The 23,298-nt window shown below is 41.9% G+C and carries 22 protein-coding genes; 14 read left to right on the top strand and 8 right to left on the bottom strand.

What is annotated here, in order from left to right:
• Positions 1-2: 2 nt before the first annotated feature.
• From ACFSTG_RS11040 to ACFSTG_RS11025, 4 genes are all read right to left on the bottom strand, one after another.
• Positions 3-410: a VOC family protein gene (locus ACFSTG_RS11040; protein ID WP_380752541.1), complete on the bottom strand. Its 408-nt coding sequence runs from the start codon at positions 408-410 to the stop codon at positions 3-5.
• Between the two features lie 14 nt (positions 411-424).
• Positions 425-1,357: a carbon-nitrogen hydrolase family protein gene (locus tag ACFSTG_RS11035; RefSeq protein ID WP_380752539.1), complete on the bottom strand. Its 933-nt coding sequence runs from the start codon at positions 1,355-1,357 to the stop codon at positions 425-427.
• Positions 1,358-1,475: 118 nt separating this feature from the next.
• On the bottom strand, positions 1,476-2,783 hold the full coding sequence (gene gabT, locus ACFSTG_RS11030; protein ID WP_380752536.1) for a 4-aminobutyrate--2-oxoglutarate transaminase: 1,308 nt from the start codon (positions 2,781-2,783) through the stop codon (positions 1,476-1,478).
• A 425-nt stretch (positions 2,784-3,208) separates the two neighbouring features.
• Positions 3,209-3,667 carry an Lrp/AsnC family transcriptional regulator gene (locus ACFSTG_RS11025; protein WP_380752533.1) on the bottom strand — a complete coding sequence of 153 codons (459 nt, stop codon included), beginning with the start codon at positions 3,665-3,667 and terminating at the stop codon, positions 3,209-3,211.
• A gap of 156 nt (positions 3,668-3,823) precedes the next feature.
• On the opposite strand from ACFSTG_RS11025, the gene ACFSTG_RS11020 reads away from it, so the two are divergent.
• From ACFSTG_RS11020 to ribB, 13 genes are all read left to right on the top strand, one after another.
• Positions 3,824-5,023, top strand: coding sequence for an aminotransferase class I/II-fold pyridoxal phosphate-dependent enzyme (locus ACFSTG_RS11020; RefSeq protein WP_380752530.1), 1,200 nt, complete (start codon positions 3,824-3,826; stop codon positions 5,021-5,023).
• Between the two features lie 284 nt (positions 5,024-5,307).
• A complete protein-coding gene (deoC, locus tag ACFSTG_RS11015) occupies positions 5,308-5,958 on the top strand; it encodes a deoxyribose-phosphate aldolase (RefSeq protein ID WP_380753751.1) in 651 nt (216 codons plus the stop codon).
• Positions 5,955-6,656, top strand: a complete 702-nt coding sequence (deoD, locus tag ACFSTG_RS11010) for a purine-nucleoside phosphorylase (RefSeq protein WP_380752527.1) — start codon at positions 5,955-5,957, stop codon at positions 6,654-6,656. Before deoC ends, deoD begins: the two co-directional genes overlap by 4 nt.
• Before the next feature lie 166 nt (positions 6,657-6,822).
• The gene (gene nhaC, locus ACFSTG_RS11005) at positions 6,823-8,307 is read left to right on the top strand and encodes a Na+/H+ antiporter NhaC (RefSeq protein ID WP_380752524.1); all 1,485 of its coding nucleotides are present in this window, start codon (positions 6,823-6,825) and stop codon (positions 8,305-8,307) included.
• Positions 8,308-8,449: 142 nt separating this feature from the next.
• On the top strand, positions 8,450-9,088 hold the full coding sequence (locus ACFSTG_RS11000) for a peroxiredoxin (protein ID WP_380752521.1): 639 nt from the start codon (positions 8,450-8,452) through the stop codon (positions 9,086-9,088).
• An 11-nt stretch (positions 9,089-9,099) separates the two neighbouring features.
• Complete coding sequence (locus ACFSTG_RS10995) at positions 9,100-9,411, top strand: thioredoxin family protein (protein WP_380752518.1); 312 nt, start codon at positions 9,100-9,102, stop codon at positions 9,409-9,411.
• The gene (locus tag ACFSTG_RS10990; protein ID WP_380752515.1) at positions 9,392-9,640 is read left to right on the top strand and encodes a DUF6952 family protein; all 249 of its coding nucleotides are present in this window, start codon (positions 9,392-9,394) and stop codon (positions 9,638-9,640) included. Before ACFSTG_RS10995 ends, ACFSTG_RS10990 begins: the two co-directional genes overlap by 20 nt.
• A gap of 134 nt (positions 9,641-9,774) precedes the next feature.
• Positions 9,775-10,275, top strand: a complete 501-nt coding sequence (gene tpx, locus ACFSTG_RS10985) for a thiol peroxidase (RefSeq protein ID WP_380752512.1) — start codon at positions 9,775-9,777, stop codon at positions 10,273-10,275.
• Positions 10,276-10,644, top strand: a complete 369-nt coding sequence (locus tag ACFSTG_RS10980; protein WP_380752509.1) for a diacylglycerol kinase family protein — start codon at positions 10,276-10,278, stop codon at positions 10,642-10,644. It abuts the gene before it with no gap.
• Positions 10,645-10,791: 147 nt separating this feature from the next.
• Positions 10,792-13,149, top strand: a complete 2,358-nt coding sequence (locus ACFSTG_RS10975; protein ID WP_380752506.1) for an FtsK/SpoIIIE family DNA translocase — start codon at positions 10,792-10,794, stop codon at positions 13,147-13,149.
• A 21-nt stretch (positions 13,150-13,170) separates the two neighbouring features.
• Positions 13,171-13,815 carry a LolA family protein gene (locus ACFSTG_RS10970; protein WP_380752503.1) on the top strand — a complete coding sequence of 215 codons (645 nt, stop codon included), beginning with the start codon at positions 13,171-13,173 and terminating at the stop codon, positions 13,813-13,815.
• Positions 13,816-13,820: 5 nt separating this feature from the next.
• Positions 13,821-15,272 carry an LptF/LptG family permease gene (locus ACFSTG_RS10965; RefSeq protein ID WP_380752500.1) on the top strand — a complete coding sequence of 484 codons (1,452 nt, stop codon included), beginning with the start codon at positions 13,821-13,823 and terminating at the stop codon, positions 15,270-15,272.
• A gap of 31 nt (positions 15,273-15,303) precedes the next feature.
• Positions 15,304-16,440: a 3,4-dihydroxy-2-butanone-4-phosphate synthase gene (ribB, locus tag ACFSTG_RS10960; protein ID WP_380752497.1), complete on the top strand. Its 1,137-nt coding sequence runs from the start codon at positions 15,304-15,306 to the stop codon at positions 16,438-16,440.
• Here ribB and ACFSTG_RS10955 read toward each other — a convergent pair.
• A complete protein-coding gene (locus ACFSTG_RS10955) occupies positions 16,437-17,066 on the bottom strand; it encodes an NAD(P)H-dependent oxidoreductase (protein WP_380752494.1) in 630 nt (209 codons plus the stop codon). The genes ribB and ACFSTG_RS10955 overlap by 4 nt on opposite strands.
• 508 nt (positions 17,067-17,574) lie before the next feature.
• On the opposite strand from ACFSTG_RS10955, the gene ACFSTG_RS10950 reads away from it, so the two are divergent.
• Positions 17,575-18,609 carry a helix-turn-helix domain-containing protein gene (locus ACFSTG_RS10950; protein ID WP_380752491.1) on the top strand — a complete coding sequence of 345 codons (1,035 nt, stop codon included), beginning with the start codon at positions 17,575-17,577 and terminating at the stop codon, positions 18,607-18,609.
• A 9-nt stretch (positions 18,610-18,618) separates the two neighbouring features.
• Here ACFSTG_RS10950 and ACFSTG_RS10945 read toward each other — a convergent pair whose 3' ends face one another.
• The 3 genes from ACFSTG_RS10945 to ku form a co-directional block, all read right to left on the bottom strand.
• Positions 18,619-19,821: a GAF domain-containing sensor histidine kinase gene (locus tag ACFSTG_RS10945; RefSeq protein WP_380752488.1), complete on the bottom strand. Its 1,203-nt coding sequence runs from the start codon at positions 19,819-19,821 to the stop codon at positions 18,619-18,621.
• Between the two features lie 93 nt (positions 19,822-19,914).
• Entirely contained in the window at positions 19,915-22,338 is a 2,424-nt protein-coding gene (gene ligD, locus ACFSTG_RS10940) for a DNA ligase D (protein ID WP_380752485.1), read from the bottom strand.
• Entirely contained in the window at positions 22,339-23,118 is a 780-nt protein-coding gene (ku, locus tag ACFSTG_RS10935) for a non-homologous end joining protein Ku (RefSeq protein WP_380752482.1), read from the bottom strand.
• Positions 23,119-23,298: the final 180 nt, after the last annotated feature.

The raw sequence follows: 23,298 nt of genomic DNA, 5'->3' as shown, positions 1-23,298 counted from the left end.
GGTTATTTTTTTGAGTGTAAAGCAAGTTTGTTTCCTTCGGAATCAATAAAAATGGCAAAATATCCGGCTTCCTCATTGATGAGCGTCTTGGGCATTATAATTCTGCCGCCGGCTTTCTCCACTTTTTTAAGAATAATATTCAGGTCCTTACCTCCATTAAGGTAAAGCAATGGACCTGTATCACTGGGAGTGGAACCGGGTCCTGAAACAATAGCCCCTCCAATTCCTTCATTTGCGGGAAAAAATGCCATAGCATAGTTCCCATCAAAATTTGTCTCCATTTCAATTCCATATATGTAGTTATAGAAATCGACAGATTGTTGAAAGTTTACAGCGGGAATTTCAAACCAGCTTACATAATCTTTGAAGATTCCTTTGCCTTTTTTGTTTCTTGTAGTTCCTCCACCCATAGTTTTTGTTTTAATTACTTTCCAAACCCTTTATATCCGGTAGGATCTGTAGGGGGTTCATATTCATTTTCCTGCATTTTCAATTTTGCAAGGGTATCCAGTCTTGTCGGTTTTATCAATGGACCAAGGGAATTGAGATACGGGAGGTGAGCTCCTTTCTGATAGATTGTAAAATCCCCCAAATGATCCCGAAAACTTTTCAGGGGTTGTCCCAACCTAAGCACACCAAGTTCTCGGCTTCTTTTTACACGGTCAATGTTGAGTTCCAACGGAATTATCTCCTCAGTACCTTCTGCCTGATAAATCACCCTGCCGTCTGGACCGCAAACCAGGGATCGTCCGTTCCCTCCTGACTCAAGTCCGTTAACATCAAAAAAGTAACATTGGTTTACCGCGGCCATGGCTCGTACAATAGAAAGCTCAATTTCCCTGTCAATGGTTCCGGTCATTGTGGGATGCAGAATAACTTCTGCCCCCATTACTGTAAGAGTCCGGACTGTTTCGGGAAACCACATGTCGTAACAGATCGAGACACCAAATTTTGCCACTCCCGGAACATCAAAAACACAGTATTCCGATCCCGGTGTTACTCCTACTTCATAAGGATAAAACGGAAACATTTTTCTGTAACGGGTGACCACTTCTCCTTCGGGATTAATGACGCTCGCGGTGTTATATATCTGGTCTCCACTTTTTTCAAATACAGAACCGGGAAGCAACCATACACCATGTTTTTTGGCCATGGCCTGCATCTCCTGTTCAAATTCGCCGGGAAATTCCCTGGCTGTATGTGTAAGAGGACCATAAGCGCAAAGCTCACTAAACACGATCATTTCTACCCAGGGGTAAAGACTCATTGTTATATCTATCTTCAGCTTCATCATTTCCACATTGGAAGCGACTGCTGATACTTTCATTTGTATTCCTGCAATTGCAAATGGTTTCATCTTCTTAATTTTTTAAATTCATGACAAGTCAATACCTCATGGTACACATTGCCCATTAATCGACAGCGGAAATTTTTCAGTTAGAAAAATTAGGACGACGATATTCGTTTTTTTGAGATCAGATATTTTCTCTTATCTGCTTTTCCAGAATATCCAAACTTGTATTTAATTGCTCATCGGTTATCACAAGAGGTGAAAGTATCCTGATGACATTTTTAAAGGTTCCGGCACTTAAAAGTATCAGGCCTTCTGCCGAACATCCTTTTACAACCTTGTCACATAGTTCAGTGTGAGGTTGGCCAGGGTCGTTATCCTTTACCAGCTCAATCCCTATCATAGCCCCTATTCCTCTTACATCGCCAATTTCGGGTAATTCTTCCTTCAGATTTTCCATTCGGTCTGTAATGATCTTTCCAATATGAAGGGCCCGTTCATTAAGGTCATTGTCTTTCATGAATTGAATGGTTGCAGATGCGGCCACGCAGCAAATTGGACTTCCTATATAGGTTCCTCCTATAGTTCCCGGACCGGCGGCGTCCATGATCTCGGCCCTACCCACTACAGCAGCTATAGGTAATCCAGAGCCCAATGATTTTGCATAGGTGCTTATGTCTGGCTGGACATTGTAATGTTGCCAGCTCGCCCAATGCCCTGTACGGCAAAATCCACTTTGGATCTCGTCCATAATAAGGAGAACTCCATGTTCATCACAAAATGCTCTCAAGCCTTCGAGGTAACGCTTAGGGACAGGATTAAATCCTCCTTCTCCCTGTATAGGTTCAATGATAATCGCCGCCACACTGTTAACATCTACCATGCTATGGGCGCTTTCTTTTAGGCGGTTCAATTCTGTATCCACAAATTCCTCCATGTCCTGGGAGCCATGATATTTATAGAAATTCGGAAAAGGGATCCGGTATACTTCAGGCGCGAAAGGTCCCGATGAGAATTTGTAGTTGACTTTACTGGTTAGACTCATGCCCAATAAAGTTCGACCATGATAAGCTTCAGTAAAACATAAAACAGCGGGTCTTTTCGTAGCTTGTCTTGCTATTTTGACAGCATTTTCAACAGCTTCTGCCCCGGTGCTAATTAGCATTACCTTTGTTTTATCGCCGTGCGGGAGTATCTCCGCCAGTTCCTCACAAAGTTGAATGTACGGCTCATAAGTCACTACATTGAAACTGGTATGAAGATATTTTCCTGCCTGCTCACGTATAGCCTCTACCACGGGTTCGGGGCAATGACCTGCATTAACCACACCTATTCCTCCTGCAAAATCAATTAATTCATTGCCATCTACATCGGTTATTATGGCTCCTTTGGCCTCTTTTACAGTAGCTGTATTAAATACACCTACGCCATTGGCTACTATGTTTTTTCTCCTGTTAAGGAGTTCCTGAGATCGGGTATGCTGTTCGGTCATAAGTTTGAGTTGTTCTTTGGGATAATTCGAGATAATAAAAGGCCTTTAACCTATGAGGATCGAATGATCAACTCCGGGTCAAGCGGTTCGTTAATATACAACAATTTCGATTTAATTCAATTTTTTTGATCCATGATTCGGAAAATATCAATTAATTCCTATGCTTTTTGATTATATTTCACTTATATACAAAGACATTTATGAATATTTCATCTCTCTGAAAATCAACTCTTTACTCTGCCATAAATTCCTAAAAGAAAATTTTTTAACAGGACAGTTATAACTTTTGAATCTGGAATCGGATGTGGCGATTTTTATGAAAATAGAAGGGTAGTATTAAGTTTTGAGAAGGTGCCGGAAGCCTGTTACCTGGTAAGAGTTGCGGTTCAATCACCATAAACCTTAAACATTAAACCCGGAACCATTTAAACGCTTAGAAGCGTCGTGTTCTTAACAGGGCTAATCACAAAAGTACTTTGCGTACTACCAATGTGTTCGAGGGCGGTGAGTTTGTTGAGCATGAACTCCCGGTAAGCCTCCATATCCTTCACCATGACTTTGAGGATATAATCATATTCCCCACTAACGTGGAATACTTCCAGCACCTCATTTAATTTTGTTACCTGGCTTTCAAAGCCGGTGACGTTTTTCTTGGTATGCTGCACAAGTTTGATCTGGCAAAAAGCCGTAAAGGAGCGTTCGACTTTATCGGGTTTTACGAGCGCTACATATTTTGAGATAACATCTGCCCTCTCCAGTTTCCTTATTCTTTCATAAACAGCAGTGATCGAGAGACCGAGTTTTCCGGCCAATTCCTTGTTTGTCTTTTTTGAATCTTCCTGCAGCAGTGCAAGTAGTTTTTTATCTATACTGTCGAGTTGCATCTGTAAATTTTTCGTTAAAATAGAGTTTTTCGCCTAAACTCCGGATACAATATCTATAAATAATCTTTTTTTCAGGTTATTTTTCCGTATATGAATATTATCATTGATTTTCTTTCTAATACTTCTTTACTTTGAATTGAATAAAATTAAAACATCATGAAATTTAAACCGGCAGATAAGATCCAGGACTTACAGTATTTTGGAGAATTTGGAGGAGTGAATCCCAGTATTTCTGATTCCTCTACCTATACCTTTCTCTCAGCAAAAACAATGTTTGACACCTTCGAAGGTAACGCCGAAGGCTGTTACTTATATTCCCGCCACTCTTCTCCTTCCAACCTCTATTTAGGAGAAGCACTCGCAGCAATGGAAGGCACCGAGGCAGCGAACGTAGCAGCAAGCGGAATGGGTGCTATCACTCCTGCCCTGCTGCAGTTATGCCAGGCCGGTGACCATATTGTTTCAAGCCGTACCATCTATGGCGGAACTTATGCCTTTCTTAAAAATTTTGCTCCGCGTCTGGACATTAAAACTTCCTTTGTGGACATTACAGATCTTGACAAAGTGGAAGCGGCCATCACTCCCAGCACCAAAGTGCTGTATTGTGAAGCGGTAAGCAACCCTCTTCTGGAGGTCGCAGATATTGCGAAGCTTTCAGAAATAGCTAAAAAACATAACTTACAACTGGTTGTAGATAATACTTTTTCACCGCTGGCGATCTCTCCTAAAGAACTCGGTGCAGACGTAGTGATCCACAGTCTTACAAAATTCATTAACGGTAGCAGTGATACAGTGGGTGGTGTTACCTGCGGAACCCAGGATTTCATCAACGCTCTAAGAAGTGTGAACGACGGGGCAAATATGCTGCTGGGACCTACCATGGACAGTTTACGCGCGGCTTCTATACTGAAGAACCTTCGCACCCTTCACATCAGGATCAAACAACACAGCAAAAATGCGCTTTATCTGGCCGAAAAATTTGAAGCTGACGGACTTAGAACGGTCTATCCAGGATTAAAAAGCCATCCTAGTCACGAGCTTTATAAGAGCATGATGAACGAGGAATACGGCTTTGGAGGAATGCTGGTAGTAGATGCCGGTTCTCTCGACAAAGCCAATGAGTTAATGGAACTAATGCAGCAGAAGAACCTTGGATATCTGGCAGTAAGCCTTGGGTTCTATAAAACCTTGTTCAGTGCACCGGGAACTTCTACTTCTTCAGAAATTCCTGAAGATGAACAGAAAGAAATGGGCTTAACAGATGGGATCATCAGGTTCTCTATAGGGTTGGACAACGATATTGAACGCACTTATGAAATGATGCATAGCTGTATGAAGGAGTTGAATATCCTTTAAGCCTGGTCAAAAAAGGAATTTTCAAGGCTGTTCAAAAAAATAAGGTTTTTAATTTTTCGTAGCTCAGGTTTAAACTATTGAACCTGAACTCCTGAATAATCACTTCACCAAAAAACCTCTTTTTGAACGGCCTTTTTTTGCTTTTTCCCAAGAAAACAAAGCGGGTTTAATTATATTTGTGAGGTTTTGCCAAATTGAAGTTTTTCTAAACCTGCCTGAAGTGACCAGGGTCATAACACAGGCAAATATCATATCTCATTTTTGCAATCAATAATTTTTTTATGATAGAAATCAACAAATTTATAGATCACACGATCCTGAAAGCCACTGCTACAGAAGCCGACATTATCAAACTTTGTGAGGAGGCTAAAGAATATAATTTCTTTTCAGTTTGTGTGAACAGTGGTTATGTTAGCCTGGCGAAAAAAAATCTCGCCGGCTCTAATGTCAAAGTATGTACCGTAGTAGGTTTTCCTTTAGGTGCAATGTCAACCCCGGCCAAGGTCTTTGAAGCAAAACAGGCGGTAAAAGAAGGTGCTGAAGAAGTGGACATGGTGATCAATATTGGGGAACTAAAATCAAAAAATCTTAAAAAGGTTGAACAGGAGATAACTGCTATTAAAGAAGCGATAGGAGATCTTGTATTAAAAGTGATCATTGAAACCTGTTATCTCACGCGGCAAGAAATTGTTATAGCCAGCGAGATCGCAGTTAAAGCAAAGGCAGATTACGTAAAGACCTCCACAGGATTTGGAAATGACGGGGCAAGTTTGGAAAATATCGCTTTGATGAAATCGGCTGTCAACGGGCAGGCAAAATTAAAAGCCTCGGGGGGAATAAAGAATTTAGATATGGCTTTATCTTATATAGAAGCCGGAGTAGAACGAATAGGAACTTCTTCAGGAGTATCAATAGTAAAGGAATTAAACGGATGAGTATTCACATTGAAGCCCGGAAAGGGGATATAGCAGAAACAGTTTTATTACCGGGAGACCCCTTACGGGCAAAATGGATAGCAGACACCTATCTTAAAGAAATTACCTGTTACAACAAGGTTCGTAATATGTTTGGGTATACCGGAACCTACAAAGGAAAAAGGATATCAGTTCAGGGCACTGGAATGGGAGTACCTTCCATTTCGATCTACGCCCATGAATTGATCAATGAATATAATGTAAAGAACCTGATCAGGGTGGGCAGTGCAGGCTCTTATCAGAAGAGCGTTAAAATCCGTGATATCGTGATCGCCATGGCTGCGTCTTCTACATCAGGTATCAACCAGGCAAGATTCCAGGGAGCTGACTTTGCTCCTACTGCCAGTTTCACACTCTTTCAGAGGGCCATTGAACTGGCCCGGGAAAAAGGAATTGAAGTGAAAGCAGGAAACGTATTGACAAGTGATGAATTTTACGCAGATGAATTCGAATCTTATCAAAAATGGTCTAAATTTGGAGTCCTTTGCGTAGAGATGGAATCTTCGGGTTTATATACTATCGCAGCAAAACACGGGGTAAATGCTCTCTCCCTGCTAACCATTTCAGATTCCCTTGTAACAGGTGAAAAAACCACTACCAAGGAAAGGGAAAGCACTTTTAGCGAAATGGTAGAGATCGCACTGGAATTGGGCGATTAAATTCTAATAACAAATTCTGGCGGATGGGTTTTTAAGCTATCCGCTTTTTCTTTTTACAGGAATTGTCCTGATTAATAGCGATTTGGTCTCAAACTTCCTGCCGGCTCTTTTAACTCTTCCTGAAAAATCGTAACATTACAGGCTCAAAACCACATCCCCCCGTTACATGGAAGACGAAAAGTTCATTAAAGACAGCGAAGAAATTATTGAGAATAAGGAACTGAATATTTGGGAAGCTTTGTTCCCTGTCTTTGCCCTGATCGGCATGCTTGCCTATAATGTTTTTGTTTATGGAGACGATGCCCTTAGCGGCTCCAATCAGTTTATCCTCCTAATGGGAGGTGCAGTGGCGGCCATCATTGGGATCTTCAACAAAGTATCATTTGATAAAATGATAGAGGAGGTAGCCCTGAATATTAAATCTACAACCGGTGCTATACTGATACTTTTAATGGTGGGGTCTCTGGCAGGAACCTGGTTAATTAGTGGGATCATTCCTACCATGATCTATTATGGTCTCCAGATCCTGAATCCTACCATATTTTTGGCTGCCTGCGTGATCATTTGTTCTGTGATCTCAGTGGCTACGGGAAGCAGCTGGACCACTTCGGCTACCGTAGGGATCGCGCTGATTGGTATTGCAGAAGCCCTTGGAATATCTGTTGGAATGACAGCAGGTGCGATCCTATCCGGAGCTTATTTCGGGGACAAACTTTCCCCCCTTAGTGACACCACCAATCTTGCCCCTGCCATGGCCGGCACAGATCTTTTTACCCACATTAGGTACATGACCCTTACCACGGTTCCTACTATCTCAATCACCCTTATCGTTTTTATAATTCTTGGTTTCACTATTGAACCATCGGGAACTGCAGATACCGCTTCCATATTGAATTCCATTGAAAAATCTTTTAATATTAGTGGGTGGCTTTTTGCAGTACCTCTTCTAGTGATCGTACTAATCATTAAAAAGACCCCTCCGTTGATCGCTTTATTACTGGGAACTTTACTTGGAGCCGTTGCTGCACTTTTCTTTCAACCCGGAGTGGTTGCAGAAGTTGCCGGATCTGAAACCCTAAACTTTGAAGCAGCCTATAAAGGCATTATGAATGCCATCACCATTGATACCTCTGTCACTACAGAAAATGAACAACTTAACGACCTGTTCTCTTCAGGTGGGATGGCAGGAATGTTAGGAACTATCTGGTTAATTATCTGTGCGATGGTATTTGGAGGGATCATGGATGCTATAGGGGCATTGGCAGCAATTAGCCGTGCCTTGCTAAACCTTTTCCATACCACCTTCGGCTTATTTACGAGCACAGTGGTCAGCTGTCTTGCACTTAACGCCACGGCTTCAGATCAATACCTGGCTATCGTAGTTCCGGGTAAAATGTTCGCAAAAGCATACCGGGACAAAAATCTGGCGCCCGAGAATTTGAGCCGTACCCTTGAAGATTCCGGTACCGTAACATCGGTACTCGTTCCCTGGAATACCTGTGGCGCCTATCACAGCGGGGTGTTAGGAGTGCCTGTGGCTTCCTATTTTGTGTATGCGATCTTTAATTACCTAAGTCCTTTTATGACCCTCATTTTTGCAGCATTCAATATCAAGATCCGCCAGTTGAATAACAAAACCGCTACTGCATAGTTTTATTTTATTCAAAATTTAAAACACTATCACCAAAACCTATTGTCAGATAAAAATTAAAAATCTGTAAGAAGAGTCTCTCTGTGCTTAGTTTTTATCTTTGCACCAGTAAAATAATCAATAATCTAAAAATAAAAACAATATGGCATTAGTAGGAAAGAAATTCCCGAATCTTGAAGTGAACGCAATGAATGACATGGGTGATACTTTTAAGATCAACGTGTTTGAAGAAGCAAAGAACAATGGTAAAAAAGTTTTGCTTTTCTGGTACCCAAAAGACTTTACTTTCGTTTGCCCAACTGAGTTGCATGCATTTCAGGATGCTCTTGGGGAATTTGAAAAAAGAAATGTAATGGTAATAGGTGCCTCGTGTGATACCGCAGAGGTTCACTTTGCATGGCTTAATACCCCAAAAGATGATGGTGGAATTGAAGGAGTAACTTATCCAATCCTTGCAGATTCAAACAGGAACCTTGCAAACCAATTGGGTATACTTGATATTACCAATGAAAATTATAATGAAGAAACCGGTGTTTATACTGTTGAAGGAGACAATGTAACTTACCGAGCCACTTACCTTATTGACGAGGAAGGCACAGTATTCCACGAAAGTGTGAACCACATGCCTCTTGGAAGGAATGTGAAGGAATTCATCAGATTAATAGATGCTTATTCTCACGTACAGGAAAAAGGAGAAGTTTGTCCTGCAAACTGGGAAGAAGGTAAAGAAGCGATGAATGCCAACCGTAATGGAGTTGCTTCATATTTAAGCTCTAATTAAAAAGCAGCACGATGAGAGAATTGACAAATGATAATTTAGCGGAAGTAGTCTCTGAGAACGACACTGTTGTGGTACAATACATGGCAGGTTGGTGTGGAAACTGCAGGGTGATGAAACCCAAGTTCAAAAAACTTGCCGCTGAAAATGAGAATGCGACCTTTCTCCTGGTTGATGCAGAAAAATTTCCTGAATCCAGAAAACTGGCCAAAGTGGACAATTTACCCACTTTTGCCAGCTTCAAGAACGGAGCTTTAGTTAACCAGGTGCAGACCAATAAGTTTGAACTTTTAAAAGATCTAGTGAATGAAGTTACCAGTAATTAGACATCTTCAAAAGAACAACGAGCTGCAGAAACTGGAAAATACCCTTGAAGTTTTAGAATCCTTTTCTGAACACCGCACGGTGACTGATGAGGAAATGGATGTTATAGGGGAATTGATCAGCAACATTTGTGGCGCAATTGAAGTTCAAAAGATGATCGAAGACGGTGTGCCCGAACGTGACGCGGCAAACGGTTTCATGAAAAAGGTTTTGGGGTCTATAGACAAATAAAACCCTGATACATAACCCAGTTCTAAGGCTGCTTTTAAAAAGAAAAAGCAGCCTTAGTTGTTTTATGATAATTTTAGTAAAAGCCAGCCTCTAATATTATAAATTTAATAGCTCAACCACCAATTATAGAGAATATGTCACAAATTACGTTCAAAGGAAAACCTGTTACCACTTATGGACATCTGCCAGAAAAAGGAGAAAGGGCACCTCATTTTGAACTGCTTAAATCTGATCTCAGCGTTGCCACCCTTCAGGATTATAAGGGCAAACGTGTTGTCATGAATATTTTCCCGAGTATTGATACCAATTTTTGTGCGACCTCTGTTCGTAATTTCAGCCAGAAGGTAACCGAGATGGATAACGTGGTGTTACTTAATATTTCGCGGGACCTGCCTTTCGCCCAGGAACGTTTCAAGAAAGAGAACGAACTTTCCAATATTATCAACCTCTCAGATTTCAGAGAGCGAAACTTCGGAAAGGATTATGGTCTGGAAATGATTGATGGCCCCTGGGAGGGACTGTTATCCAGAGTGGTGATCGTTCTTGATGAAACCGGGAAGATCCTGTACACCGAACAGGTAAAGGAGATCAATCAGGAGCCTGATTATCTCGAAGCCCTAAAAACGCTGTTATAAATGTATGATTTTATCACCGGCCGTATTCGTGGAGGTGGTTATGCTATAAAAGGTGCGTGGCTGTTGATCAAACATGAGCCCAGTATCCAGGTGCAGCTTGTCCTGGCCATCCTGGTCACCATCGCCGGATTTTATTTTGACATTACCGCTACAGAATGGATGTTCCAGCTGCTGGCTATTGGTCTTGTGATGTGTTCTGAAGGACTCAATACAGCTGTAGAGAACATTGCAGATTTTGTGCATCCAGATTTTCATGTGAAGATAGGGGTGATTAAAGACGTAGCTGCCGGCGCTGTTTTCTTTGCCGCAGTGATCGCAGTCATCATTGGGGCGATCATTTACTTTCCTTATATTTTCTACACCCTATAAGCTTTCTTCACAGTCTTATTTAAATATCTCCTTCAGGCCTATTTCTTCTTTGATGGCTTTGGTGGACAACTTTATGAATAGATTTTTCCTTTTGTTTATATTAGCTGATGCTAATTTGTATTTTTGCCCCAAACTCCTTGCTGTAATATGGCTAAAAAGAAAGCTGCTAATAAGTCCCCTAAACCCCGGATCAAAAAACCTTCCCTTACCCTCTCCCCAAAGAACAAGGTAATTCTTGGAAGTTTCCTTTTTTTGTTCGGGCTGGCTTTGTTGATAGCTTTTGTATCCTTTTTATTCAACTGGCAGGCAGATCAAAGCACCCTTTCCAGATTAGGGGAACGCGAGGTAATGACTCAAAACCTGCTGAGTAAATTTGGTGCCGGGATTAGTCATTTTATCATTTACAAAGGCTTTGGGATAGCCGCATTCGCTCTTGCTTTTCTTACGCTGATTACGGGCATTTATTTTTTCTTCAATCTCAATAAAAAGGGGCTGAAGAAATTCTGGTTCTGGGGTATCCCGGTTATGATATGGCTGTCTGTTTTCTTCGGATTTTTTGCTCACAAAAATTCACTTTTGGGAGGTACTGTAGGATATGAGATCAATGATTACCTTCAGGATTTCCTGGGTTTTACCGGTACGATTCTGCTCCTCACCTTCCTTTTAGTAGTTTACCTGACGGTGAGGTTAAAGGTTACTCCGGAAAAAGTTGTGACCTATTTCCGTAGGACCAAAAATGATATTTCTGAAGATTTTCGTTCTGCTACACCTTCTTCCGAAAAAACCACCCAGACTACACCTGATAAACAAAAATCTTCTGTAATTGATACTGCTTCCGAAGAACCTTCCGAAGAAGAAAAGAAAGTAGAACCGGGGAGACCGGCACCCGATAAAGTAGTGATACGCTCTGAAGAAAATCCCGATGATGTGGAAATGGAAGTGGAAACTGCTGTTGAGGAAGAGTTGGACAACCTGAGCAAAAAAGCGGTAGAAGACTACGGTGAATTTGACCCAACCCTGGAACTCAAAAAATTCCAGTTCCCAACCATAGAACTCCTTAAAGATTATAATGCCAACGGCGGAGGGATCACCATTAACCAGGAAGAGCTCGAGGAGAACAAAAACCGGATTGTTGATACCCTTAAGAACTATAAGATCGATATCGCCCAGATCAAGGCAACTGTAGGGCCAACCGTTACCCTTTACGAGATCATTCCCGAAGCCGGGATTCGTATTTCGAAGATCAAAAGCCTTGAAGATGACATTGCCCTTTCCCTTTCAGCACTGGGTATAAGGATCATTGCACCTATTCCCGGAAAAGGGACTATTGGGATCGAGGTTCCCAACAAAAAATCTACCATTGTTTCCATGCGCAGCGTGATCGCCTCTCCGAAATTTCAAAATGCTGAAATGGAACTGCCTATGGCTTTAGGGAAGACCATTTCAAACGAGACCTTTGTGGTAGACCTGGCTAAAATGCCTCACCTGCTTATGGCGGGAGCCACGGGACAGGGTAAATCTGTGGGGCTCAATGCCATTCTAACGTCCCTGCTTTACAGCAAACATCCCGCTGAGGTCAAATTCATCCTGGTTGATCCAAAAAAGGTGGAACTTACCCTTTTCAACAAAATAGAACGACATTACCTCGCCAAATTACCCGATACTGAAGAAGCGATCATTACAGACAATACCAAGGTGATCAATACCCTCAATTCTTTATGTATTGAAATGGATAACCGTTACGAACTATTAAAGGATGCAATGGTTCGTAATATCAAGGAATACAACACTAAATTCAAAGCCCGAAAACTCAACCCCGAAAATGGTCATAAGTTTCTGCCCTACATCGTCCTGGTGGTAGATGAATTTGCAGACCTTATCATGACCGCCGGGAAAGAGGTGGAAGCTCCTATTGCCAGGCTGGCTCAACTTGCCCGGGCCATTGGGATACATTTGATCATTGCCACACAAAGACCTTCGGTAAACGTGATCACGGGGATCATAAAAGCCAATTTCCCCGCCCGTATCGCCTTCAGGGTTACTTCCAAGATCGACTCACGCACCATACTTGATAGTCAGGGTGCAGACCAGCTCATTGGGAAGGGAGATATGTTATTCACCCAGGGCAACACTTTACTGCGCTTACAGTGTGCTTTTGTAGACACTCCGGAGGTTGAAAAGATCACCGATTTCATTGGTTCGCAAAAAGCATATCCCGATGCATACCACCTTCCCGAATACAGCGGGGAGGAAAGTGGCACAGGTCTTGATATTGACGTAGGAGATCGGGATCAGCTCTTCAGGGAAGCGGCCGAAGTAATAGTGTTGGCCCAGCAAGGATCAGCTTCTTTACTTCAGCGGAAACTTAAATTAGGTTACAATCGCGCCGGAAGGATCATCGATCAACTGGAGGCTGCCGGGATAGTTGGCCCTTTTGAAGGCAGTAAGGCAAGACAGGTCCTGGTACAGGATATGGAAGGTCTTAGCCAGTTATTGGATGAGTAAATGAGAAAAAAGAAAAATAGAATGAAAAAATTAGGATTGATCATTATTGGAATTTTAATGATGACGGGAGCCATGGCGCAGTCCCCCAACGATGCAAATGTATTGCTGGATGAGGTTTCTGCCAAGGTAGATAGTTATGATAATATCATAATTGATTTCAAATATTCCCTGGAGAACCCTGCAGAAAATGTGAAGCATGAAACCCGAGGAGATGTGAGTCTGAAAGGGGAAAAATATGTATTGAACATTATGGGGACTACCCGCATGTTCGACGGAAAGAAACTGTATACTATTATTCCCGAAGACGAAGAAATTAATATTTCTACTTATAACCCGGAAGATGACCAGGAAATTACTCCGTCCAAAATGCTTACTTTCTACAACGAGGGATACAAATCTAAATTAGGAAAGACCCAGGATATCAAAGGCAGAAAAATACAGTACGTAAAACTCACTCCAATTGATTCCAATGCTGAAATAAAGGACATTTTACTGGGAATTGACAAGCAAACAAAGCATATTTACAACCTGGTTCAAACGCAGGAAAACGGTTCCACGATCACTATTACGGTGAGCAGTTTTAAGACAAATCAGCCTCTTCCGGAATCTTTATTCCAATTCAAAGAAGACAGATATAAAGATTATTATATAAACAGGTTAGACTAGACCAATTGAAGATCCTTGACCGGTACATACTTACCAGTTACCTGAAAACCTTTTTTACGGTCTTTATAATACTCATGTTCATTTTTGTATTGCAGACCATTTGGCTCTACATTGGGGAATTGGCCGGGAAGGATCTCGACGTGTTTATTATCCTAAAGTTCCTTCTTTATTTTAGTCCGAAGCTCGTACCCCTGGTGATTCCCCTTACAATTCTGCTCACCTCTATCATGACCTTTGGTAACTTTGCTGAGAATTATGAGTTTGCCGCGATGAAATCTGCCGGAATTTCACTGCAGCGTGCCATGCGCTCCCTCACCTTTTTTATTCTGCTGGTGAGCGCTATAGCTTTTCTGTTCGCCAATAATGTGATTCCCGCTGCAGAATATAAATCTATCAACCTCCGTAAAAATATTGCCCAGCTTAAACCGGCAATGGTAATTTCTGAAGGGGTTTTTAATGAACTTGGAGAGATTAATATCAAGGTTGACAAAAAAAGCGGCAATAAGGATCAGTATCTCGATAACGTGATCATTCACAAAAAAAACGAAAGGCGGTCCGGAAACTTTACGGTGATCAAAGCCACTTCAGGAGAGCTCGTAGGTAGTGAAGGGTCCAACATACTAAGCCTTATTTTAAGAGACGGGAACTACTACGACGAGATCCAGTCCAGCTCCCCGGCAGGCAGGCTCAAAAAGCCCTTCGCAAAAAGTCATTTTGAAGAATACATGATCAATATGGATCTTTCAGGATTCAACGATGTTGATCTTAACGAGGAGCGCTACAGCAATTCCCATAACATGCTTAAGATCTCTGAATTGAAACAAACCATTGATTCCTTTTCGACCTCTTATAACCAGGAGGTTGATGGTCTTACCCGAAACATGTACAACCGCACAGGGTTAAGTACCATGAGTACAGAGGTAAAGCCGCGAATAGACACCGTTCATGACGTTAATAAAGGAATTTTACCCCTATATGAACCTTACAGGGCCTCACAGATCATTAATCTGGCTTTGGGCAATGTCAACGGTGCTGTTACTACCATAGATTCTAAAAGAGCAGAACTGGTACAGGCATCCAAACGCCTCAATAAATTTGAGATCGCCCTTCATGAAAAATATGTACTTGCCTTTGCCTGTATTGTACTATTCTTTGTTGGTGCCCCACTGGGTGCCATCATTAGAAAAGGTGGAATGGGGCTTCCTATGGTAATAGCCATTCTTATATTCCTTACTTATCACTTCATTGGGATCTTTGCAAAAAATAGTGCAGAAGAAGGTACAATAAGTCCTTTCCTAGCCACATGGCTCTCAACCCTTATCATGCTGCCCCTGGGTATTCTTTTAACTTACAGGGCTACTACAGATCAGGGTTTGTTTGGTTTCAGCATAATATACGAACCCATCAAAAAGTTACTGAAAAAAGCACAGATCATGGGTCGAAACGAAAAGGATTAAATATCTTTGCGCCCAATTAGAAACAAGAGCCATGGCTACCGAGACTTCCTTTAAATTACACAGCATTAAAGAAGCTATTGATGACATTAGAGCCGGGAAGGTGATCATTGTCGTGGACGATGAAGATCGTGAAAATGAAGGTGATTTTCTGGCAGCAGCCGAAAAAGTCACTCCCGAAATGATCAATTTTATGGCCACCCATGGCCGCGGATTAATTTGTGCACCTCTCACTGAAAAACGATGTAAAGAGCTGAGCCTGGAAATGATGGTGGGTAACAATACTGACCCGATGGAAACTGCGTTCACCATTTCTGTCGACCTTAAAGGAAATGGGGTAACCACAGGGATTTCGGCAGCTGACAGGGCAAAGACCATACGTTCTTTGATCGATCCCAACACCCGTCCGCAGGATCTTGGACGTCCTGGACATATTTTTCCACTTAAAGCGAAAGAAGGCGGGGTTCTGAGAAGAACCGGGCACACTGAAGCTGCTATAGACTTCGCCCGCCTTGCAGGATTTTCCCCTGCCGGGGTGATCGTGGAGATCATGAACGAAGACGGCAGCATGGCACGTTTACCCCATTTGGTTGAAGTAGCCCGCAAATTTGACCTGAAACTTGTTTCTATAGAAGACCTGGTCGCTTACCGAATGCAACACGATTCTCTTATCGTTAAGAAAGAGGATTTTGATATACAGACAAAATTCGGGAATTTCCGTTTGAGAGCTTATCAACAAACCACCAATAAACAGGTTCACATAGCCCTGTCAAAAGGCGCATGGAAGTCTGATGAACCGGTACTTGTTCGGGTTAATTCTACTTTAGTAAATAATGACATTCTGGGTACCCTTACAAGTGATGCAGACAAAAAGCTGGACAACATGTTCCAGGCGGTCAATGAGGAAGGAAAGGGAGCTATCGTCTTTATCAATCAGGAAAGTCAATCCCTGAATTTACTTAATCGTCTGAAAGGTCTGAAAGAAATTCAAAAGACGGGAGAGATGAAAGCTCCTCCCATCGTAATGGATACCAAAGATTTTGGAATTGGCGCACAGATCCTCCATGATCTGGAGATCCACAAGCTAAGGTTATTGTCTAATTCCCGGCAGAAGAAGCGGGTTGGAATGATAGGTTACGGCCTTGAAATAATCGAGTACGTTAATTACTAGATTTCAATAACGGTCTCTTCCAGGGGCCTTCTTACCTTTTTAAGTTCAGCAAAAAAATCATCCTTTGCCCGGTATCCTACTGGTAAAACCAATACCGACCTTAAATTGTATTTGTCCAGCTCCAGGATCGAATCATACTTTTCAGGTTCAAAACCTTCCATGGGACAGGAATCGATCTCTTCTACCGCACAAACCGTGAGCAAGGTCCCCAGAACCAGATAGGCCTGGTGGGTAGCCCAGATCCTCACCTCATCTAACGTCTTTTTTCCAAAATCCCCTATTAGTGATTCTTTAAAGGGATGTAGAATAGAATCGGGGGTATTTCGGATTTCCTTCACGTACTTAAAATAGTTCTCTATAAAGTTTTCTCCCACTTCCTTTTCAATACAAATGACCATGACATGAGAGGCCGTACTTATTTGTTTTTGACCAAAGGAAGCTTGTTCCAGTTCTCCCTGCAATTCTTTATCCTGAATAACCACCAACTTTAGTGGCTGCAGACCATAGGAGGTCGCGGTAAGGTTAAAGGCTTTTTTCAGGATCTCTACCTTTTCTGCAGGCAGTATTGAATTAGGATCAAATTTCTTTGTAGCATAGCGCCACTTAAGTGCTTTAACGCTCTTCATTTAAATAAGTTTGGGCAAAGATAAGAATTCTGAGGTACAGCTTTCTTCCGAAGACAATAAAGGAAAAGCCGGAAAGGGAAAGTAGTATAGGTGAAAAAGTGAAGTTTATTATTTACGTCTCCTTCTTTCGATATACATATGATAGATCTTTCTGAACAGCCACCCGCTCACAAACAACACCACCAAAACCTCCAATCCCATCAATAGGTAAAAAATCGTCATACCGTCAAAATTTCACGAAACAGAAATATTCCGCGAAAGCCAAAAGTACCTTAATGAAACGTTAAAGAATACCGTAAATCAAATTATCATTACGTTTTATAACACAACTTTAAAATAAACTTAAAAGGAATTCTGTTAAGTTTAATCTCAAAGCTTTGAGATTTTAAAATTATTAACAGTAATAAAACAATTGTTGCCGGTAATCCCATGAACTCTAACACGAGTAAATAAATCAATTTTTCAAAGTTTAATTTTGGGCAATCCTAAAAACAGCTAAATACTCCCGATGAAAATTTTTGTAAAAGCACTTCCGGTTCAGGACATCATAATTGATATCGCAGATAAATTCAATGCCCCTATTGACAGAGATGGCGGGGAATTTACCATTGACCTGCCCGAGGACATAGGAAAGGGATTCATTAGGGGGGCCAGTTTTCCTTCAGGGGTAGGTATTATAGAATATTATTGCACTTTTTATAAGGATATGGAAATTCATTTCACGGTTAATAAAACTCATCCCCTGAAATTCATTTTTTGTTCAGAAGGAAAAGTTGACCATGCCTTTGAGGAGAACAATGAAATACATACTATTGAAACCTTTCAAAATGTGATCGTTTCCAGTAGTGGGTTTAATGGACATGTCCTTTTCTTCAAGGCGAATGAAACTTCTCATGTTTCCAGTCTCGAGATCATAAGGGAAGAATTCAATAAAAGGAACAACTATAAATTCGACGGGCTGGATCCTGAACTTAAAAAATTGTTCATGGATACCGAAGCGAAAAACCTCTTTTTCTACCAGGGGAATTACAGTATACAGGCAGCAGATATCGTGGAGGAGATCACTCACAAAGAATTTCACGGTTTTCTTCGCTCTGTCTTCCTTGAAGGAAAAGCTTTTGAAATGCTCTCAAAACAGATCAACCAGTACCATGATGACCAGAATGAAGAAAAAAGACCTGTCTTGTTACGTCGTACCGATGTTGAAAAAGTAAAACGTGCGGTGGAAATCATTAATGAGAACCTTAACCAGAATTTTTCTGTAGATCATCTGGCCAAGGAAGTGGGCACCAATGTAAATAAACTGCAGGAAGGATTCAAATACTTATTCGACCTAACGGTAAATAAATATGTGCAGCAGGTGAAACTGGAAGCAGCCAAAGAAATGCTTACCTCATCAGACCATAATATTTCTCAGATCGTAAGTATGATAGGTTTGAATAACCGGAGTTATTTCTCGAAGATCTTCAAGGAAAAATACGGGGTAAGCCCCAAATATTTTCTTCAGAACAAAAAGGAATTCGAACAGGAAGAAAAGGATTAGACCCCACTATCAATCCTGCTCCCGTGCCAGTGGTAGTTGAATGGTGAAACAGGTACCTTTTTCAGAACCTTCACTTTCAGCATATATCTGCCCGTCATGTGCCTCTACTATTTCCCTGGCAATAGAAAGGCCGAGGCCTGATGAGGTTTCCCCACCTGTAGGCCGGGCACTTAAGGAGGTGAACCTGCGAAACAGGTTATTTAGATCATCTTTTGTCAAACCGGGTCCTTCATCTTCGATTCTCACAACGGCCATTCCTTCTTTTTCAAATAAACTCACCCTCACTTCGGTTTGGGGAAGGGAAAACTTCACCGCGTTATTAACTATGTTATAAAACACCTCAGTAAGCCGACGGTGATCTGCATATACCTTACAAGTTGTTTTAGTTTCGAACCTGATCTTCTGGTCCTTTTTTCGGGCAAGGGCACGGTTGGATTCCACTACCCCCTTCAAGAGTTTTGAAAGGTCAAAGGCTTTAAGCCGAAGATGGATTTCGCCCGACTCCTCCATTGCTGTTTCCAAAAGATCATTAATGGTTTTTGCCATTCTGCGGCCTGCATCCTTTATCTGTTTGGAAATATCGTCTATTGCTGCAGGGTTATGCTTGTTATCCATTATAAGATCTGCCAATAAAGGCATGATAGCCACCGGATTTTTAAGATCATGGGCAGTTGTGTTGAGGATCTTATGATGATGTCGCACCGCCTTTCGTGCTTCGATCTGCAGTTCGATCTGGTTCATTACCAACTCTCCCAAGGTCTTCAGGATATCTTTTTCTGAAGCAGATATTTCCCGAGGCTCCCTGTCAATAATGCATAATGTGCCAAGGTTAAATCCTTCCCTGGTTCGTAAAGGTACGCCGGAATAAAATTGAAGACCAAATTCTCCTGCAACCAGAGGATTGGCAAGTGTGCGCGGATCTTTGCGTGCATCTTCCACGATGTAAATCTCATTACTGATAATGGCAGAAGAACATAACCCGGGATCCCTGGGTATCTCAGAAATTTCCAGCCCCTGTTTGCTTTTGAACCAGATCCTGTCACTATCCACCAGTGAGACGATAGAAACGGGAACATCAAAGAGTTGTGCAGCCAGCCTGGTGATGCGATCAAAACTTCCGTCAGGAGGAGTATCGAGGATCTCATATTTTTGTAGAACCGCTAATCTTTCCTCCTCCATCATCTCCGGATTCACAGTATCTGGATACATCATTTCCCTGGTATTTTAGAAATTTCCCTAAAGATACATAAACCTTAAATAAATCCTAATTTTTTTCGTAAGATACTGAATCACAGCCGGCACCCGTTAGCCTGCAAGGGCTTCCAGAGCCTTCTCAATGCTGATCCCTTTATCCAGAACCGGGAGGAAAAGATCAGGCTTTTCCGCAATTCTATCGGGCATTGTTTTTATGGTAAAATCCCTCATGTCCAACCCCGGTCCCACTTCTTCCCATTCAAGAGGGGCAGAAACAGTAGCTCCAGGTTTAGGTCTTGCACAATACGGAGCCGCGAGCGTTTGTCCTTTTCTGTTCTGAAGGAAATCGAGATATATTTTCCCTTTACGTTTTTTCACATTTCGTTCCATACTGGTAAGGTCGGGTAATTCTTCCTGTACGAAATAACAAAGGATCTTTGTGAAGTCACGGGCTTCATCATAATCGTATTTGCCTCCAAGGGGAATGTAGATATGAAGTCCGCTGGAACCTGAAGTTTTTATATAACCTTTTATCTGCGCCTTTTCTAAAACCTGTTTGGCTACAAGCGCAACTTTTACCACCTCCTCAAAAGTGGTTTTTTCTGATGGATCAATATCGATTACGGTAAAATCAGGATACTCCAGGCTGTCTTTACGGGAACTCCAGGGATTTAGCTCTATACAGCCAAGATTGGCAAGGTAAATAAGGCTTGCCTCATTCTGGCAGAGAATATATTCTATTTCTTTTTGACTGGAACGGGAGTGAACTTTCAAGGTTTCCAGCCAGTGTGGAAAAATCCCGGCAGTATCTTTTTGATAGAAACCGGGCTCATTAATTCCATTGGGATGCCGGTGCAGGTTCTGGGGACGGTCCTTTAAGAAAGGTAGGATATAATCGGCTATCTGCAGGTAATATTCAATGAGGTCAAACTTCCGAAGCCCTGATTCGGGCCAGTAGATCTTATCAAGGTTGCTAATGGGAACCTGGATCCCTCCTATCTCCAGAAAATCACCGGCTTTTTTAGAAGCTCTTCCCTGTTTGGGCACTTTGGCCACTTTCTCCTTATCAATTTCAGACGGGAGTTTGTCAAACCGCAATCCTTTAAAAGACGGATGCCTCATGTGACCTGAGGAAGTCCATTCGGTGAATCTAACCTCGCATATAAGTTCCGGGAGAAGCCATACCGGCTTCCGCCCTTTCAGGTTCACCTTCTTCCCAAATGGCCGTTCCCCGGTTACCAGTGGTTGGAATTTTTCAAAGAGTTCTTTACGATCCTGGTCACTGAATCCTGTTCCGCAGTTACCAATATACACCAATTCCCCATCACGGTGCATTCCCAGAATAAGAGATCCGAAAGGAGCTGCACTGTCAGATTCGGTATATCCGCAAATCAAGGCTTCCTGACTCTCAAAAGCCTTTATCTTGAGCCAATTATCGCTCCTGCTTCCCGGAATATATTGAGAGTCCGCTTTTTTCGCAATTACACCCTCCATCCCGGATTTTATCGCTTGTTCAAAAAAAGTTTTTCCCATGCTTTCGATATGATCACAGTAATAGACCTGGGGAATATCTTCGATCACATCAGAAATAAGGCTTTTTCGCTCCAACAGCGGCAGGTGCATAATGTTGTGTCCGTTCAGGTAAAGTATATCGAACACATAATACCGCAGTTCCCCCGAAGGGTTCGTCTGGTAGTTCTGGAGATTCTGAAATTGCGGCAATCCGTTCTCATCCAGAGCAACGATTTCCCCGTCAAGAATGACGTCATGTGGGATTGCCTTCAGGTTATTGTATACCGAAGTGAATTTACTTTTAAAAGAAATGCCGTTACGGGAATACAGGTCCACCTTCCCTTCGTAAATATTTGCAAGGGCACGGTAGCCATCCCATTTTAGTTCATAGATCCAGTTTGCTTTATTGAAGATACCTGAAGCTTTTGTAGCCAGCATGGGCTTTACCAGTTGGGTGACCTGTAGCTTTTTTACCTTTTCTCCGGCTGCATGTTCACTAAGATCTTCAGCATCATAATCAAGCTCGGTCGAAAATTCATCTTTCTTTTTGATTAGCAACCACTGGTTATCTTTTTCACCCCCACGCCGGGTATGCACCAGTGCGAAAGTTCCCTGCAGTCTGGCTCCAAAAAATTCAAGTTTCAGGTCTCCTTTTTCAAGCTGCTCTAAAAGCTCTTCCTCGCTTCCTCCGCCTGTAAGCTTATAGGTTCCTTCATCCCAGATACTCATTTCCCCGGCCCCGTAATTACCTTTGGGAATTGTACCGTGAAAGGTCAGATATTTAATGGGGTGGTCTTCTGTTTGGATGGCAAGGCGTTTATCAGCGGGATTCATTGAAGGTCCTTTTGGTACCGCCCAGCTTTTCAGCACTCCCTCCATCTCCAGGCGCAGGTCATAGTGCAGCCGGGTGGCACGATGCCGCTGGATCACAAACCTTAAATGTGGTTGTTTTTTGCCATAAGCACCTTTGGGTTCGGGAGTTTTTGAAAAATTTCTTTTTCGTTTGTACTCGTCCAGTCCCATTTATGAAGCTTTGCTTTTTTTCTTCTTTTTGTCCAGACTCGCTTTTAACTGGGCCATAAGGTCTTTTGCAGGAGTAGCTTTGCTCTCGAATTTCTCAACCTTAACCTTTTTACCGGCAGTCTTGGATTTGATGATCTTCAACAATTGATCGTTATAGACGTCTTTATATTTTTCAAAATCGAATTTTTCGGTATACTCTTCAATCAGGGATTTCGCCATGTCTACCTCCTTTTTTGAAACTTTCGTATCTGGAATCTTTAATTCTGAAGGATCGCGGATTTCATCTGCAAAACGAATTACGTGCAATACAAGTGCATCTTTATAAACCCCCACCAGGCTAAGATTCTCTTTAGCCCTCATAACAAAAGTTGCCACTCCGAGCTTTCCGGTATCCTTTAAAGCATTTTTCAGCAGGTTATAAGATTTCTCCCCGTTTTTTTGAGGTTCCAGAAAATAAGGTTTCTTGAACAAAACATCCGCTACATCCTCCTCTTTGATAAACTCTTCAATATCAATAGTTTTAGATTTTTTCATATTGGCCTGGTCGAAATCTTCCTTTTCCAAAATAATGTAACTATCATCTTCTTTATAGCCTTTTACAATATCCTTCCACTCCACTTCCTTTCCGGTTACCTCATTCACTCTTTTATACCTGATCCTGGCATGGTCACGTTTATCGAGCATATCCAGGTCAAGCTGTCTGTCCTGGCTTCCTGAATACATTTTTATAGGGATGGTCACTAATCCAAAACTAATTGACCCGTTCCAAATCGATCTCATAACATGAGGGTTTTTGCAGTTGCTACCTTACAAGATAAAAGAAATGAGCTTCTAATTCTCCCGGATTAGCAAACTGTTAACTATCTTCAGATTAGCCTTCTTGGAAGAGTTAATTTTTTTTAAAAAACACCTAATGCTTTCTTAAGCCTTTTTGATAGGGCTGTAAAAGCAAGTAACTTG

This window comes from Salinimicrobium flavum (genome assembly GCF_042684505.1).
GTDB classification, from domain to species: Bacteria; Bacteroidota; Bacteroidia; order Flavobacteriales; family Flavobacteriaceae; genus Salinimicrobium; species Salinimicrobium flavum.
This window is presented reverse-complemented; position numbering and strand designations above follow the sequence as displayed.